The organism is Winogradskyella sp. UBA3174, from assembly GCF_002364335.1.
Lineage (GTDB): Bacteria > Bacteroidota > Bacteroidia > Flavobacteriales > Flavobacteriaceae > Winogradskyella.
The window spans coordinates 12,819-30,384 of sequence record NZ_DEXW01000071.1 but is presented as its reverse complement, the minus strand read 5'-3'; the positions used below and the strand labels follow the sequence as shown (position 1 = coordinate 30,384).

General features: G+C 33.2%; 10 protein-coding genes and 2 tRNA genes. 9 read left to right on the top strand and 3 right to left on the bottom strand.

What is annotated here, in order from left to right; all coding sequences use genetic code 11:
* Positions 1-63 precede the first annotated feature (63 nt).
* Complete coding sequence (locus tag B2U95_RS13805) at positions 64-768, bottom strand: queuosine precursor transporter (RefSeq protein WP_296317160.1); 705 nt, start codon at positions 766-768, stop codon at positions 64-66.
* A 71-nt stretch (positions 769-839) separates the two neighbouring features.
* Here B2U95_RS13805 and folK point away from each other — a divergent pair, with 71 nt between their 5' ends.
* A complete protein-coding gene (gene folK / locus B2U95_RS13800) occupies positions 840-1,967 on the top strand; it encodes a 2-amino-4-hydroxy-6-hydroxymethyldihydropteridine diphosphokinase (RefSeq protein WP_296317158.1) in 1,128 nt (375 codons plus the stop codon).
* Positions 1,968-2,043: 76 nt separating this feature from the next.
* Here folK and B2U95_RS13795 read toward each other — a convergent pair whose 3' ends face one another.
* Together B2U95_RS13795 and B2U95_RS13790 are read right to left on the bottom strand one after the other, a co-directional pair.
* Complete coding sequence (locus B2U95_RS13795) at positions 2,044-2,700, bottom strand: class I SAM-dependent methyltransferase (RefSeq protein ID WP_296317156.1); 657 nt, start codon at positions 2,698-2,700, stop codon at positions 2,044-2,046.
* 96 nt (positions 2,701-2,796) lie between these two features.
* Positions 2,797-3,333, bottom strand: a complete 537-nt coding sequence (locus tag B2U95_RS13790) for an RNA methyltransferase (protein ID WP_296317154.1) — start codon at positions 3,331-3,333, stop codon at positions 2,797-2,799.
* A 122-nt stretch (positions 3,334-3,455) separates the two neighbouring features.
* Between B2U95_RS13790 and mutS the strand changes: the two genes are divergently transcribed.
* The 8 genes from mutS to B2U95_RS13750 all read left to right on the top strand — a co-directional run bounded on the left by mutS (position 3,456) and on the right by B2U95_RS13750 (position 17,429).
* Positions 3,456-6,068 (top strand): DNA mismatch repair protein MutS, encoded by a 2,613-nt coding sequence (gene mutS, locus B2U95_RS13785; RefSeq protein ID WP_296317152.1) that lies wholly within the window; start codon positions 3,456-3,458, stop codon positions 6,066-6,068.
* A 95-nt stretch (positions 6,069-6,163) separates the two neighbouring features.
* Positions 6,164-6,235 (top strand) — tRNA-Gly (locus B2U95_RS13780).
* 45 nt (positions 6,236-6,280) lie between these two features.
* Positions 6,281-6,364 (top strand) — tRNA-Leu (locus tag B2U95_RS13775).
* 567 nt (positions 6,365-6,931) lie between these two features.
* Entirely contained in the window at positions 6,932-9,736 is a 2,805-nt protein-coding gene (locus B2U95_RS13770; RefSeq protein WP_296317150.1) for a helix-turn-helix and ligand-binding sensor domain-containing protein, read from the top strand.
* 227 nt (positions 9,737-9,963) lie between these two features.
* On the top strand, positions 9,964-12,984 hold the full coding sequence (locus B2U95_RS13765; RefSeq protein ID WP_296317148.1) for a SusC/RagA family TonB-linked outer membrane protein: 3,021 nt from the start codon (positions 9,964-9,966) through the stop codon (positions 12,982-12,984).
* A 7-nt stretch (positions 12,985-12,991) separates the two neighbouring features.
* Positions 12,992-14,455, top strand: coding sequence for a RagB/SusD family nutrient uptake outer membrane protein (locus tag B2U95_RS13760; protein ID WP_296317146.1), 1,464 nt, complete (start codon positions 12,992-12,994; stop codon positions 14,453-14,455).
* A 12-nt stretch (positions 14,456-14,467) separates the two neighbouring features.
* Positions 14,468-16,486 (top strand): hypothetical protein, encoded by a 2,019-nt coding sequence (locus tag B2U95_RS13755; protein WP_296317144.1) that lies wholly within the window; start codon positions 14,468-14,470, stop codon positions 16,484-16,486.
* 31 nt (positions 16,487-16,517) lie between these two features.
* On the top strand, positions 16,518-17,429 hold the full coding sequence (locus B2U95_RS13750) for a glucan endo-1,3-beta-D-glucosidase (protein WP_296317142.1): 912 nt from the start codon (positions 16,518-16,520) through the stop codon (positions 17,427-17,429).
* Positions 17,430-17,566: the final 137 nt, after the last annotated feature.

The following is a 17,566-nucleotide window of genomic DNA, read 5'->3' as shown; positions in this document are numbered from 1 at the left end:
TTAATAAGCTACGTCAGTTGGAGTAAAATTGTTTTCGCAATTTTGTATCGAGAACAAATTCAATTAAAGAAGATTAATTTCCTCGTTCACTTTTAGATTGAATCTTTTTCGGAATAAATAAACACCCAAATATAAAAACGGTGTATCTAATGCAGCTACTAAAACTTTAAAGAAAAATCCGCTGATTAATAAACCTTTAAAGCTAGACCAAGGTAAAACGTCGAAATAACACAATAAAGTGATAATAGATAGAGTGTCTATAAATTGTGATATCCACGTTGAAAAATTATTACGCAACCACAAATGTTTGCCTTTCGTGAGATTTTTCCAAAAGTGATAAATTTTAATATCTATAAATTGAGCAAATAAATAAGCAAACATACTAGAGCCAACAGCTACAATAGTTTTACTAAAGACATTAGTGAAAGTAGAATCGTTTATTGGTGAATTATCTAAAGCGGGAACATAATCTGCAATCAAAACTATACCTACAGAAAAAATTGAAGCAAAAATACCAGCAATTACCATGTCGTTGGCGCGCTTTTTACCATAAATTTCGCTGATTAAATCGGTAATTAAAAAGGTGATAGGATAAGGTAAAATACCAACTGAAATCTCGAAGAGATTAGACCCAAATATTTTAGTATCAATTGGATACCAATAGAAAAACTTTTGAAATATTAAGTTAGAAACGACAAGCGATGTTATGAAAAGCGCACCCAAAAGGAAGTAAATACGTTGTGCTAAAAGTTTGTCTTTTAAAGGCATTAAAAATTGTCAATAAATAGTTGATGTAAAGATAAAGTAATAAAATTTGTTTTAGTTATTTTGCTAATTCTATGACACCAACCAAAACTATTTACATAGCATTAGGAACTAACAAAGGCAATAAACTGCAGTATTTGCAGTCTGCTGTTGATGCTATTTTCGTTAAAATTGGTGCAGTTAAAAAGATTTCTAAAGTTTATGTTACACCAGCTTTAGGTTTTAAAGGTGATGATTTTTACAACGCTTGTATAAAAGTCGAAACCGATTTGAAACCTAAAAAAGTACTGAAAGAACTTCAAGCGATTGAATTTAAATTAGGAAGAACAACAAAAACAAGCAATGGTTATGAAGCTCGCGAAATAGATTTAGATATTCTGTTTTATGAAGCTGCTATTATTGAAGAGAAACATTTAGTTATTCCACATCCCGAAATGCAAAAACGCAAGTTCGTTTTGCAACCACTTAAAGACATAGCAAAAGATGTTGAGCATCCTGTACTAAAAAAATCAATCGATGATTTATTGGTGGAATGTAAAGACGAATCGGTTATAGAGCCTATTAAAATTTGGTTAAAGAATCCAAATAAATCTTACGCCTTTGGTAACTATAATTACATTGCTATTGAAGGAAATATTGGTGCTGGTAAAACCAGTTTAGCTAATAAAATAGCTCAAGATTTTAATGCGAAGCTAATCTTAGAGCGTTTTGCAGATAATCCATTTTTGCCCAAATTTTACAAAGAGCCAGAGCGTTATGCCTTTACTCTAGAAATGTCCTTTTTAGCAGATCGTTACCAGCAAATCAGTGATGATTTGTCACAGCTAGATTTATTTAAAGATTTTATGATAAGTGATTACGATGTTAATAAATCACTCATTTTTTCGAAAGTGACTTTGCCAGAAGATGAGTTTAGGTTGTATCGTAAATTGTTTAATCAGGTTTACAAGGATATTGCTAAGCCAGATTTATATATTTACTTATACCAAAACACGGAACGTTTGCAGGCTAATATTAAAAAGCGTGGTCGTAATTACGAAAAGGATATAAAGGACGAATACTTAGAAAAAATAAATACAGGTTATCTCGAATTTTTAAAAAGTCAGCCTGAAATGAATGTAAAGATTATTGATATTTCGGAACGGGATTTTGTAAAGAGTCGTGCCGATTATTTGTGGTTGTTAGGTGAAGTGAATTCTTAGTATTCAGTTTGGGCTATGGGCTTATCGATTCCCATTCGGACTTGTCACTTTAAATTGTTTCAGAACTAAACTCCTTTTATAAACTATAAAGTACCGTTTTTATAACCCCTTTGTTGTTTTCTAGAACAAAACTTGAAAGATGATCTTCTCCTTTTACTTCTAAATTAAAAGGCGCTTCTAATAGGTTAAGACCACTGTTTTGTTTCAATCTAATGCCTTGTCCTGAGATAATATCTTTGTTTGGTGAGAAATTTCCTTTAGGAATATGTTCAGTAAGAATTACATATTTATATGCGCTTAGTTTTTTGGTAATCTTTTGTATTTCAGTATTAGATAAATGTTGTAGTACTTGCCTTAATATTATACAATCTGTTTGGGGAATTTTGTCTTCAACAATATCCAAACACTGAAACTCTAAGTTGTCTTCTTTAAAAAGCGTTTTATTTCTTTCAATAAGATGTTCAACAATATCAATGGCAATATAATTTTGTGTGTATTTCGTTAGGTGTTTCCCAATATTAAAATCACCGCAGCCTAAATCACAAACCGCTAGTGAACGGTTGTAAAATTCTAAAAATGTAATTACAGCGTCTAAATAAGGTTGGACAATTTTTAAATCATGAGAGCCTTCACCTGAATAAAAGTCAAATTTTTTTCCACCCCAAAGTTTCATTTCGTAAACTTGATTCATAGCATCTTTTGTTGGCCAAGGTGTCTTAGTTCTTTTCGTCATCAATTATGGTTAATATATAGTTTCCAGTCCTAGTAGCAGTTTTCAAAAAGAGGAGTCGGAATGGGTTATATTTCAGAGTATTCTCTTTTGAGAAATTTAGACGGGGTTCTTCATTTTGCTAAATACATCCCAAACCACAACGCCACAACTCACAGAAACATTCAATGAATGTTTAGTGCCATATTGCGGAATCTCAATCACAACATCACTAGCATCGACCACATTCTGCGAGACACCTTTAACTTCATTGCCAAAAACAAAAGCATGTTTAGTGTTGGGTTGAGGTTTAAAATCGTTTAGCATCGTTGCGTTTTCGGCTTGTTCAATGCTGATAATTTTTATGTTTTCAGCTTTCAGTTTTTCAACTAAATCAATAGTGTTTTCTGTGTATTCCCAATCTACCGTTTCTGTACTTCCTAATGCAGTTTTTCTAATATCATTATGAGGTGGTTGCGCTGTAATACCACAGAGGTAAATCTTTTCAATTAAAAAGGCATCACTCGTTCTAAAGACAGAGCCTATATTATTTAAACTTCTAATATTATCTAGAATAATAATGATAGGAGTTTTTTTAGCCGTTTTAAATTCAGAAATATCTAATCGGTCTAATTCTTCATTTTTTAGTTTTCGCATGTTGAAATCTTGGCATTTTTGTAGATAACTTCTTTTGCTTTCCTTTTATAGAACAAGGGTATTTAGCTAAATTAGCACACTTACATTTTTCACAAAAATAGAATTTAAAACTTAGACTACCATTGGCTAAAAAAGTAAAAAAAGAAACTCCGTTGATGAAGCAGTATAATGCTATAAAGGTGAAATATCCTGATGCGTTGTTATTATTTAGAGTTGGTGATTTCTACGAGACCTTTGGTAGCGATGCTATAAAAGCGTCTAAAATTTTAGATATTATCTTAACAAAGCGTGGTGCTGGTAGTGAGAGCGAGATAGAATTAGCTGGTTTTCCGCACCATTCGTTAAATACTTATTTACCAAAATTGGTAAGGGCTGGTGAGCGGGTTGCTATATGTGACCAATTAGAAGATCCTAAACAAACTAAAACTATTGTAAAACGTGGTGTAACCGAATTAGTAACACCAGGTGTGGCTTTCAATGATGATATTTTACATTCTAAATCTAACAACTTTTTAGCGGCTGTTTATTTTGAAAAAAAGAAGATTGGTGTATCATTTTTAGACATTTCTACAGGTGAATTTTTAACATCTCAAGGTAATGCTGAGTATATTGATAAGTTGCTTCAGAATTTTAGCCCGAGTGAGGTTTTAATTTCTAAACAAAATAGAAAGTTATTTTCTGAAACCTTCGGTAATGACTTTCATACATTTTATTTAGAGGATTGGGTTTTTCAAGCCGATTATGCAAATGAAACCTTAACCAAACATTTTAATACTAAAACATTAAAAGGGTTTGGTATCGAGGATCTATATGAAGGTATAATAGCCTCTGGTGTTGTATTACATTATTTAAGTGAAACACGTCACAATAAATTAGAGCATATTGCAACGATTTCTAGAATTGCAACGGATGATTATGTGTGGATGGATAAATTCACCATTAGAAATCTAGAGCTTTACAACTCAACAAATGTAAATGCAGTCACACTAATTAATGTTATAGATAAGACTATTTCAGCAATGGGTGGACGAATGTTGAAACGTTGGTTGGCTTTGCCACTTAAGAACGCCGAAAAAATAAAGCAACGACACGAGGTTGTAAAGTATCTTTTAGAGAAAGAGGCCGTTCTTCAGAAAACACAAGGGCAAATAAAGCATATTGGTGATATTGAACGCTTAATTTCAAAAATTGCAACAGTTAAAGTGAGTCCGCGAGAAGTGATTCAACTTAAAAATTCTTTAGAAGCTATTGTGCCAATTAAGTCTATTGCAGAAACTTGTGACAACGAAGCTTTAAAAATCTTAGGTGATAATTTGCACCGTTGTGATTTGCTTCGCGAAAAAATAAAGGAAACACTAAACGAAGAAGCGCCTGTAAATGTTTTAAAAGGTAATTCTATTGCTGACGGATTTTCAGAAGAATTAGATGAGTTAAGGGGTTTGTCTCAATCTGGTAAGACCTACTTAGATAATATGCTAAAGCGCGAAAGTGAGCGCACAGGAATCACGTCTTTAAAAATTGCGTCTAACAACGTTTTTGGATATTATATCGAAGTAAGAAATTTACATAAAGATAAAGTTCCGGAACAATGGATACGTAAGCAAACCCTAGTTAATGCAGAACGTTATATTACAGAAGAGCTTAAAGAATATGAAGCCAAAATTTTAGGTGCAGAGGAACGTATTTCTGCTATTGAGCAAAAATTATTTGCTGAATTGGTGCAATGGATGCATCAGTTTATTATTCCAGTGCAACAAAATGCACAACTTATTGGTCAACTCGATTGTTTATGCGGATTTGCGAGTTTAGCAAAAGCAAATAAATACAGTTATCCTCAAATTGATGATAGTTTTGATTTAGAAATTAAAGATGGTCGCCATCCTGTAATCGAAAAACAATTGCCAATAGGAGAGCCATACATTGCTAATAATCTTTATTTAGATAGAGATTCTCAGCAAATTATAATGATTACTGGGCCAAACATGTCTGGTAAGTCGGCTATTTTAAGGCAAACTGCATTAATTGTACTCTTAGCACAGATTGGTAGTTTTGTACCAGCTAGAGAGGCGAGGATTGGATTGGTAGACAAAATTTTCACTAGAGTTGGTGCAAGTGATAATATCTCTATGGGAGAATCTACATTTATGGTAGAGATGAATGAAACGGCTTCTATTCTAAACAATATTTCAGACCGAAGCCTAGTGCTGTTAGATGAAATAGGGAGAGGAACTAGCACCTATGACGGTATTTCTATTGCTTGGGCAATTAGTGAATACCTTCACGAGCATCCTGCTAAACCTAAGACCTTATTTGCAACGCATTATCATGAGTTAAATGAAATGACTGAAACTTTTAGTCGTATTAAGAATTTTAACGTTGCTGTAAAAGAACTCAAAGATAATGTGCTTTTTGTGCGAAAGTTAGTTGAAGGTGGTAGTGAACATAGTTTTGGAATTCACGTTGCTAAAATGGCAGGAATGCCTCAGCAAGTCATAAGAAGGGCTAATAAGATATTATCTAAATTAGAGAAATCACATTCAAGCGAAGAGCTAACGGATAAAGTAAAAACGTTGAAAGACGATTTACAGTTGAGTTTCTTTAACCTAGATGACCCTTTGTTGATAGAAATAAAAGATGAAATTTTAAATACAGATATTGATACATTAACACCAGTTGAGGCCTTGATGAAACTCAATGAAATTAAGAGAATGTTGATTAATAAAAAGCAAGCTTAAAAGTTTTTTTATTTATTTGGAAAAAAGGCTTTGCTTTTCTGATAAATGTTTTAAATTTGCCATCGCTTTAAAAGCGAAATAGTTCTTTAAAAACTGCGAAAGTAGCTCAGGGGTAGAGCATCACCTTGCCAAGGTGGGGGTCGCGGGTTCAAATCCCGTCTTTCGCTCTATTCATTAAAATATACCAAGTTGATTACAGCTGTAATCAAGATGCTGAAGTGGTGGAATTGGTAGACACGTTGGACTTAAAATCCAATGTCCATTAGGACGTACGGGTTCAAGTCCCGTCTTCAGTACAGATAAAAAGTCGAAACGAAAGTTTCGACTTTTTTGGTTTAAAAAAAATACTAAATGCTCACTTTCTACTAGTTTTTAAACCAAAAAAGCAGTCCATTACTTAGGGTTGATTTGTCTCAATATGTTGAGATGGACTCAACGGAGTCAATTCTAGGTTTTTTTTCTAGACTCTTTCAATTACTTAAGTAAAACAAAGAGTATTATAGCAATAAAAATAGTCTATAATAGTAAATAGGTCTTCACTTAACATAATAATAAACCACCCTACTTAAATCCTCTTAACTACTAACATTCTTAAAGGAATTAACTGCGTAATAATTATTCAAAAAGTTGATTAGAAAGATGTAAGTTATTTTTTATCTATCTAGTGTAAAGTTGCACAGATAAGAAGATGTTTTGTTTATGTGATAGATTTATTGTATTGTTTAATACCATACAGAAATTTTATATCAACGCTACAGTAGTCTTTAAAGTTCTATTAATTACTTATATTAGTGCCTTGACATGTTTTTACTTCTTCAATATTACGAAGTTATTAGATATATTAATTAAGGTATAGTTGTAAGGTGAGTATAGTTCGTAAAATTATTTTTTATTTATTATTGTTTGTTGTGTTTGTTGGTGATGCTCAAGATTTACCACCAATACAAGTGTTTACCACACAAGATTATAGTGCGGAGGATCAAAATTGGGCTATTTCTCAATCTAGAAATGGATTTATTTATGTGGCAAATAATAAAGGGTTGCTTGAATATAACGGTGCTACATGGGCATTATACCCATCACCGAATGAAGATATATTTAGATCTGTTAGAGTTGTTAATAATTATATATATACAGGTGGATATAGGGATTTTGGGTATTGGACAAAAAATGAATTTGGAAACCTTTTTTATACGTCTCTCTCTAATAATCGCGATTTTGAGATAAATGAGGATGAGGAAATTTGGGGAATACTAGATATTGAAGGATATATTCTTTTTCAGTCATTAGAGCGTATTTATATCTATGATATATCTCAAGATAGTTTTAAAATTATTGATTCCCAAACTAGGATTAATAAAATGTTTAGTGCAAACGGCTCCATTTATTTTCAAAAAAATAATGAAGGTGTTTTTAAAATTGAAAACGGTGTTGATGTTTTGTTAGTAGATTCAGAAAGAATTCTTAATGGTGAAGTTGTAAACATTTATGAGATAAACAACGGCTTGTTATTTCAGACAAAAGAACTTGGCTTTTTAAAATTTGAAAATAATGAAATAATCAAATGGGATATAACAGCTAATGAGACTTTATCACAATTAACTATTTATAGTAGTGTTAGATTAAACGATGGTAGTTTTATTTTAGGCTCTATTTCTAATGGAATACTGCATTTAGATGCTGACGGTAATATCCTGTCAACTATAAACCAGGCTTACGGCTTAAGTAATAACACTGTTTTGTCTATTAAAGAAGATAGTAATGGTAATGTTTGGTTAGGATTAGATAACGGAATTAATGTATTAAATTATAATTCACCCTATAAAGTATATAAGGATAAGCAAGGTGTTCTAGGTACTGTTTATGCGTCTGCTAAGACAAATGGATTTTTGTACTTAGGCACAAATCAAGGCTTATTTTATAAAAAAATAGAAGATGATTCTGGCTTTAACTTTATTGATGGTACTGAAGGTCAGGTTTGGAGTTTAGAGCTTTTACATGGAGCATTGTTTTGTGGTCATGATGAAGGAACCTTTGTTATAAACAACAATAAGGCATCCAAAATCTCTGATGAGTTAGGTACTTGGACTATTAAAGAAATATCTAATAGACCAGATCTACTTATTCAAGGTAATTACAAGGGGTTAAATATTTTAGAAAAAGTTGATAATATTTGGTGCTACAGAAATAAATTAGATGGTTTTGATATCTCATCTAGATATTTGGAGTTTTCAGATGTAAATGAGGTTTTAGTAAGCCATGAGTATAAGGGGGTTTATAAAATTAATATTGATGATGGATATAAAAATGTAAAATCCTATAAAAAAGTATCAGTTAAGGAGGGTATTAAATCTAGTATTCTCTCATACAATAATTCAATTTTATATTCTTACAAAGAAGGGTGTTTCTATTATGATAGTGAGAACAACACCTTCAAGAAGGATACGCTTCTTAGTTCTTTATTTAGTAACAATAGTTATGTTTCTGGTAAACTGATTAATGATTTTGAAAGTAAAAAATTATGGGGTTTTACAAAAAATGAAATCATTTACGTTCAACCAGGTAAGTTGTCTAACGAGCCTGAAGTAAATGTGATTTCTATTCCAAGTGAAATCCGAAAAAATAAGTTAGGCTTTGAGAATATCCTACATATTAGCGAGGACAATTATCTAATAGGAACAACAGAAGGGTATCTTGTTATAGATTTAAATAAACTAGATAAAACACCTCAGGCAATATATTTAAATAATATTTCTTATAATTCTCGTAATAATAAGTTCATACCAATAGATTTAAATCAAACAATAAGTCTTTCAAATAATAAGAGTAGTATTCAATTTAAATATAGTGTACCTAATTATAATAAATTATCAGCATCTGTCTATCAATACAGGTTACTTGGTATATACGATGATTGGAGTAAATGGTTGTCCACTTCAGAAGTTTATTTTGAAAATCTCCCTCATGGTGATTATAAGTTTGAAGCAAAAGCTATGACGGGTGGTGTTGCCTCTATTAATGTTTTGTCATATAACTTTACCATAGAAAAGCCATGGTATTTGAAGCCGTTGGCAATTAGTGTTTATATTTTGTCGTCGTTGGTATTTATATTTTTATTGCACTATTTTAATAATAGATTTTATAAAAAGCAAAAGCAAAAGCTTATTGATAAAAAAGAAAGAGAATTAGAACTAGAGCAGTTAGAAAGTCAAAGGCAATTAATACTGTTTAAGAATAAAAACCTAACCTTAGATATAGATAATAAAAATAGAGAGTTAGGTATGGCAACCATGAATCTCGTAAAACGTAATGAACTTCTTAATAATATTAAAGAAGAGTTGTCTAAGAGTAAGTCTTTGATTGAAATAAAAAGTGTAGTTAAATTAATAGATTCAAGTATTAATAATACCAGTGATTGGAAATTATTTGAAGAAGCTTTTAATAATGTGGATAAAGATTTTATGAAAAGGGTTAAAACACTGCATCCTACTATTACACCAAATGACTTAAGGTTATGTGCGTACTTAAGGCTTAACTTATCTTCAAAAGAAATAGCTCCATTACTTAATATTTCACACAAAAGTGTAGAGGTTAAACGATATCGTTTGCGTAAAAAGATGGAATTAGATCATGATCAGAGCTTATCTAATTACATTATTGAACTATAAACACCTCTTAAAACTATACATTAACCATACAAGATAAGATTATCATATAAATGTTAATTTTTGTTAATAAGTTGTTAAATAGATAGGAATCCACAGATTAAAAGGCCTTTTATTGATTTTTTTATAGATTTAGTTGTGAATATTTATGTTGTATATTTTTTGTATGGTTCACTTATAGGTTTCCATCAGTCTTAATTCTCTAAGTTGCATTATCTAATCAACTAATTATGAAATTAAAACTTTTTACGCTCTTTCTTTTCATTTTCGCAATGACAATTAATGGGCAGAATGTCGATGTGATAGGCACAGTCACTGAAGCTTCATCTGGGCAACCTTTACCCGGTGTGAATATTATTCTAAAGAACACTGCGAAAGGAACTTCTACAGATTTTGATGGTAAGTTCACTCTAAAAGATGTGCCTTTAAATTCTATAGTTGTTATTTCTTATTTGGGTTTTCAAACTCAAGAAATAACAATAATTAATAATCAACCTTTAAGTATTTCATTACAAGATGACGCAGAGTCGCTCAATGAGGTGGTAGTTATTGGGTATGGTACACAGAAGAAAAAAGAAGTAACGGGTGCTGTTTCGGTAGTGTCAAGTGAAACTATAGAAAAATTAAAACCAACACGTATAGAGCAAGCCCTTCAGGGCCAAGTTGCAGGTGTTAATATTGTATCTAATGGTGGTTCTCCTGGTGCAGCTTCAACTATTACTATTAGGGGAATTTCAACCAATGGTGATTCTAGACCGCTAATACTTGTAGATGGTACTATTGTAGAGGATCTTAGTGTGATTAACCCAAATGACATTGAGACTATTAATATCTTAAAAGATGCTACAGCCGGTATTTACGGTGTTAGAGCAGCAAATGGTGTAATTCTTATCACCACTAAGTCGGGTAGAAAAAGTATGCCTTTAACAATAGAGTACAATGTTTATGGTGGTGTGCAAGAAACAACAAGAAAATTACCATTGCTAAATGCTACAGAATATGCGCTTTTATTAAATGAGGCTTCGGTTGCAAATGGTCAACCTTTGGTATACCCTAATGCAGCTGGTTTAGGTCAGGGTACCGATTGGCAAGGACAAGTATTTGAAAATGCACCAATTTTTAATAATGCAATAACATTAAAAGGTGGTGGAGAAAAATCGACGTATGCTTATGGTAGTTCTTTTTTGACACAAGACGGTATTGTTGGTGGTGATAGGGCAAAATTCAACAGACTTACCAAAAGAGGAAGCTATAGTTTAGAGTTTCTAGAAAATTTTAAAGTAAGTACAGGCATTACTTGGACGCATACCGTAAGAAGAACATTGCCTGAAACAGGTATTGGGTCTGTATTGTTTAATGCAATAAATATGGCTCCAGACTTAAGACCAGGAGATGCAGCAACTAATCTTGGATTTGAGGTTGTAAACCCAATTAAACAAATTGATAACACCTTCAATAGTTCGTTGGTAGATAAATTAAACGGAAATATTAATCTTTCATACGATTTTCTAGATCATTTTAAAGCGCAAGCAAGTTATCAATTCAATTACTCTCAAGTCGAAAACAGATCATTTTCTCCAATAGTAGATTATGGAATACAAGGGACAGTAGACAAGGTTTTTGATAACGAAAGAAGTCAGGTGTTTGATGGCAATCAATATTTTAGAGATTATACGTTCGATGCATTTATAACCTATGAGAATAGTTTTGACGATACGCACAATTTAAAAGTACTATTAGGTACATCTGTATTTAAAACTTCCGGAAGTCAAACAGGATTTGTAGGATTTGATATTCCAGATAATAGCATTTCTAACGCGAATATAGAAAATGCGAGTGATTTGCAAAATGTGTTTCAAAATATTGATACGCGTTTCGACGCTAGACTTTTATCATATTTTACAAGAATACAATACAATTACAAAGGCAAATATTTATTATCAGCGGTTTTAAGACGAGACGGATCAAGTAATTTTGCTCCAGATAATAGATTTGGATACTTTCCTTCAGCATCTGCTGGTTGGATAGCATCAGACGAAAGCTTTTTAGAGGACAATAATTTTATCGATTTCTTAAAAGTAAGAGCATCTTATGGTATTGTCGGAAACGATAGAATTGCACCTTTTAGGTACACTTCTGTTTTAGACGGTGAAGGTGTTTATGCTTTTAATGATGATTTGGTTTTTGGTACAGCAGTAGGTGCATTAGCAAACCCTGAAATTAGATGGGAAAAACAAAAAACACTAGATATTGGTATAGACATGCGTTTTTGGAAGAACAAACTCGATGTAACTATCGATTATTATAAAAAGCGAACAGAAGACTTATTAGTAGAGCCTCCTGTGTCAGGTATTTTAGGTGCAAGTGCGCCAGCCGCAAGACCGCCAATAATTAATGCTGGTATAGTAGAAAATCAAGGATTTGAGTTTGCTATTGGTTTTACTGAACAATTTAGTGATGATTTTAGATTCAGTCTAAAATATAATGTGGCAACCTTAAATAATAATGTGATTTCTGTAAGTGGCTCTGGAGATTTTGTTCCCGGTGGTGCTTTTGGTATTGGGCAAGATGCACCAGCAAGAATGGAGGCTGGTAACCCAATAGGTTATTTTAGAGGATTTAGAACTAATGGAATATTCCAAAATCAAGCACAAATAGATAACTCACCAATACTAAATAGTAATACACAGCCAGGTGATTTAATTTTTGTAGATATTAATGGCGATGGTGTTATTGATGATAATGACAGAACTAATATAGGTGACCCAATTCCCGATGCAACAATGGGTATTAATCTAACTTTAGATTATAAAAACTTTGACTTTGGTGCTTATGCATTTGCATCTGTCGGTAATGAGATTGTTAGAAACTATGAGAGAAATTTACCATTTACCAACCGTACTGTTCAATTTTTAAATAGGTGGACAGGTGAAGGAACAAGTAATACGTTTCCAAGAGTTACAACAGGGGCTACTAACAACAATTTATTTTCAGACTTTTTTGTAGAAGATGGCTCTTTTATAAGATTGCAAAATGTGCAATTAGGTTATACGCTATCTCCAGAAATGTCTGAGAAATGGGGTCTTAAGCAATTAAGATTTTATGTATCTGCGAGTAACTTAGTTACCCTCACAAAATATAGTGGTTATGACCCAACCGCATCAACAGGAGATCCGATTGGTGGAGGAATAGATTATGGATTTTATCCTAATCCAAGAACATATTTAGTAGGAATGAATTTAAAATTTTAATTAGAACATGAAAAATTTCAAAATCAAATATATTTTTATAGCATTGATTGTCATGGCTTCGTGCAGTGACGATTTTATAGATGTTCAGTCAAACAACGAGAACTCTGAAGACTACTTTAATTCAGAATCAGATTATCAACAGGCTTTAATTGCAGCTTATGATTTATTACAGTCTAGCTACCTTAATGTAATGTTAGGAGAAATAGCATCAGATAATACTTTAGCAGGAGGTGAGAATGCAAACGACGTCCCTGGAATTCAAGAAGTTGATGATATGATACATACAACGATTAACGAGCAAGTCAGAAATATTTGGCAATGGATGTATGCAGGTGTAAATCGTGCTAATTACATAATGGAGTTTCAAAATAAAACAGATTTCCCAGGCAAAGAAGCTGTTATAGCACAAACAAGGTTTTTACGAGCGTATTATAATTTTGAACTTGTAAAGTGGTTTGGAGATGTCCCTTTCGCAGTAGACCGAAGATTACAGTTCGGCGATCAGTTTTCAATTGGTAGAACACCGAAAGCAGAAATCTACGCACTCATGGAACAAGATTTAATGTATGCTGCTGATAATTTACCCTATACACAATCTCAAAATGGTAGAGTTACAAAAGGTGCTGCAGAAGCGTTATTAGGTAAAGTTTACTTATATCAAGATAAATTTACTGAAGCAGGAGTAGTTCTTGAAAATCTAATAGATAACGGACCGCATGATTTATTAGTAGATTACAGCACCATGTTCGAAAATGATAATGAAAATAATATAGAGTCAGTATTCGAAGTGCAATACACAGATTTAGAAGGAGCAGGTTTTGGTTGTTTACAATGTAGCGAAGGAAATGTAGCGGTAGGTTTTAACGGTATTAGAAATTATAATGGACCATTATTTGAATCTGGATTTAGTTTCAATGTTCCGACTCAAGAAGTCGTAGATGAATTTGAAGACGGAGACAACAGATTTCAAACGGCTATTTTAGATATCGAAGCTTGGGCTGCAGATACAGGTGCTACTTTTGGTACAGGAAACGAGCACACGGGCTATTTTAATAGAAAGTATATTTCTAGACAAGGAGATTTAAATACAGGAGACGCTAACCTTACAAATCCAAATAATTACAGAGCCATACGTTTTGCAGATGTCTTACTTATGGCAGCGGAAGCTTTAAATAGAGGTGGTGTAAGTGATACACGAGCAGAAATGTACTTAAATAGAGTTAGAGAGCGTGCTTTTGGTAACACAGCTAACAATGTGTCAGCTACAGGTGCAGCATTAACTGATGCTATATATCATGAAAGACGCGTTGAACTAGTAGGAGAGGGTCATCATTTTTTCGATTTAGTTAGAACCGGAAGAGCTGCTTCAGAAATAGATGGTTTTCAATCAGGTAAGCATGAGTTATTCCCTATTCCTTTAATAGAGATACAACTAGCAGGAAACCAATGGGCACAAAATCCAGGATATTAAAAAAACATAGAAATGAAAAATATAAAATTAATTATAGCAAGTTTTTTTCTTATAGCTTTTTTAGGTTGCGAAGAAGACGAACGTAGTACTCAGTTTTTAGATAACGTAGATGCCCCAAGTGAATTGGCTATGCAATTTAGTATAGTCCAAGATAATTCAGGTTTAGTGACTATTACGCCTAACGCAGTTGGTGCGACACAATTTGAAGTGTTTTTTGGTGATGGTTCTAATCAGTCAGTAGATTTAGAAGTTGGTCAAAGTGTAGATAATGTTTATGCTGAGGGAACTTATACAGTAAGCGTTACTGCGACAAGTATTAATGGTCTAATGACTCAAGCAGATCAACAGTTAATGGTCTCTTTTAGAACACCAGAGAATTTAGCTATTACTGCAGATATAGATGCATCTAATGTTTTTAAATTAAATGTATCAGCAACTGCAGATTATGCAGCATCATTTTTAGTATATTTTGACACATCCGATCCAGATGAGTTACCAACTCCAATGGCTTTAGGTGAAACGGTAAGTAATATATATCCGTTGGTTGGGGATTACACTATAAAAGTGGAAGCATTAAGTGGTGGTATCGAAACTCTCGAAGGGTTGCAGACTATTACAGTCTCTGCTCCAACAGAATTACCAATTGATTTTGAAGCTTTTGACTCAACAACCTTTGTTGGTTTTGGCGGTGCATCTGGTGCTATTATTGCTAATCCTGATACTGGCGGTAATCCATCGGCTACTGTGGCAAGAATAGTGAAAGACGGTCCTCAAGTTTGGGCAGGTAATGTTATTGAGGTGTCTGAACCTATTGATTTCTCTGTCCAAAAGCTTATAACATTAAATGTTTGGTCTCCAAGGCCAAGTGGTACAATGTTGATGAAACTTGAAAATATTTCTGATGCCGGAATTTTTATTGAAAAGACAGTAACCTTATCAGGTAACAGTGCTTGGGAAGAGGTGTCAGTAGATTTTTCTGATATTGATACAACTCAAGAATTTCAGAAAATTGTTTTATTCTTTGATTTTGGAACAGTCGGTGATGGAAGTGCAGATTGGACCTTTTATATTGATGATATAACGCAAGCGTTTGCTGGTGTAACAACAACAGAAATGCTTCAAGATTTTGAAGGTGCCCAACCTACGTTTACAACATTTGGTAACATTGCAGATATAGAAGTTATTGCTAACCCTGATCAAACAGGGGTCAATACAACTAATACGGTTGCGAAATTGACAAAATCTGCAGGTTCTGAGGTTTGGGCAGGGTCGTTTTTTGAAACACCTGCACCTTTTGATTTGGCAGCTTATGGTAAAATAAATGTTAAAACTTGGTCTCCAGTAATTGGGGCACAGGTAAAACTTAAGTTAGAGAATGCTGACGCAAGTATTACTACAGAAATTGATTTAAATACAACAGTAGCAAATCAGTGGGAAGACTTATTATATGACTTTAGTACAGCACCAATTGCTGACTACACGAGAATCGTAATTTTCTTTGACTTTGGGAATGCAGGTGATGACTCAGTGTATTACTATGATGAGATAGAACTTGTAAATGAGAACGGTGCTTCCTCGTTAGAATTTCAAGATTTTGAAGGTGATGTGCCGACATTTACAGTTTTTGGTAATATAGCAGATGTAGAAGTTATTGCCAATCCAGATGCTACAGGCGCAAATACAACTACCAATGTTGCAAGATTAACTAAGACCTCTGGTTCTGAGGTTTGGGCAGGTTCATTCTATGAAGTAGATACAGCTTTAGATTTAACGGCTTATGCTAATATAAGCGTTAAGACATGGTCACCGATTGCTGGTGCTCAGGTGAAGCTTAAGTTAGAGAATGCTGATGCAAGTATAACGCATGAGGTAGATTTAAATTCTACTGTTGCTGGTGCTTGGGAGACGTTAGTTTATGATTTCTCTGCCGCACCTACAGCGGACTATGTAAGAGTAGTTATATTCTTTGATTTCGGAAACCCGGGTGACGATTCAGATTATTATTATGATGAATTTGAATTAACAAATTAGACTAAGACAATAAAATATTAAAATAATTAATATGAAAAATTTCAAGTTTATAATATTGAGCTTTTTGGCAGTAATCTTCGTTACGAGTTGTCAGGAGGATGATGCAGAATTTGGAGAGGTAAACGCCCCTACAAATATTCAAATTAGTGTTGATATTGTTGGCGCAGATACTGCTAATCCTAATGGGGATGGTAGTGGTGTAGTTAACTTTATTGCCACAGCTAATAATGCCATATCGTATCAATTTGTATACAATGGAAATGCGACTATTGCACCCTCAGGTGTTAAAACATATAGTTTTGCTAATTTAGGTCTAAATACCTATTCTGTAACCGTGATTGCATTTGGTACTGGTGGAGCTTCGTCTTCACAAACTATTGATATTGATGTGATTTCTTTATACGAACCACCAGTAGATTTAATTACTATGCTTACTAGTGATAGTTCTAGAACATGGAGAGTAAAAAGTGAACAAGGAGGTCATTTTGGTTTAGGTGCTATTGGTGGTGATCTTAATGGATTTTTTGCTGCGGGTGCTAACGATAAAGTTGGAGTTGGAATGTATGATGATCGTTATATATTTAATACAGACGGAACATTTACATTAGTAACAGATGGCACTAACGACGATCCAGTCGCAGATATAAGCGGAACTGTTTTTGGTCGTGAAGTTTTAATAGATGAATTAAATGGGTCAGGAGTTGGTACTGCTGATGGTGCTGATATTTTGAACTATCCTTATGACGATTTTTCAGAGCAGTGGTTTATTACAGCACCAGGAGGTGTAGAAACAATAAATCTAACAGGTTTAGCATTTTTTGGTTACTATATTGGTGGTGATCACACCTATAAAATCGAAAGTAGAACTGTAAATGAGATGACCTTAAGATCAACTGATGGGAACGGTGATTTTGATTGGGGTTTTATCTTAATAGCAGAATAACAAACTAATTTTTTAAGAATTAGGCTTAAACTTTTTTTAAAGGTTAAGCCTTTTTTTTTGTAATTAGTTAGCTTTAAATGATACTTCTTAGCCTATTTTTAGTTGCTGCAAAGATTACTAGTGTTGGTCGTTATGTA

Excerpts from the sequence above, each read along its gene's own strand:
- B2U95_RS13805 (WP_296317160.1), bottom strand. The coding sequence starts at position 768 with ATGCCTTTAAAAGACAAACTTTTAGCACAACGTATTTACTTCCTTTTG.
- folK (WP_296317158.1), top strand. The coding sequence starts at position 840 with ATGACACCAACCAAAACTATTTACATAGCATTAGGAACTAACAAAGGC.
- B2U95_RS13795 (WP_296317156.1), bottom strand. The coding sequence starts at position 2,700 with ATGACGAAAAGAACTAAGACACCTTGGCCAACAAAAGATGCTATGAAT.
- B2U95_RS13790 (WP_296317154.1), bottom strand. The coding sequence starts at position 3,333 with ATGCGAAAACTAAAAAATGAAGAATTAGACCGATTAGATATTTCTGAA.
- B2U95_RS13765 (WP_296317148.1), top strand. The coding sequence starts at position 9,964 with ATGAAATTAAAACTTTTTACGCTCTTTCTTTTCATTTTCGCAATGACA.
- B2U95_RS13760 (WP_296317146.1), top strand. The coding sequence starts at position 12,992 with ATGAAAAATTTCAAAATCAAATATATTTTTATAGCATTGATTGTCATG.
- B2U95_RS13755 (WP_296317144.1), top strand. The coding sequence starts at position 14,468 with ATGAAAAATATAAAATTAATTATAGCAAGTTTTTTTCTTATAGCTTTT.
- B2U95_RS13750 (WP_296317142.1), top strand. The coding sequence starts at position 16,518 with ATGAAAAATTTCAAGTTTATAATATTGAGCTTTTTGGCAGTAATCTTC.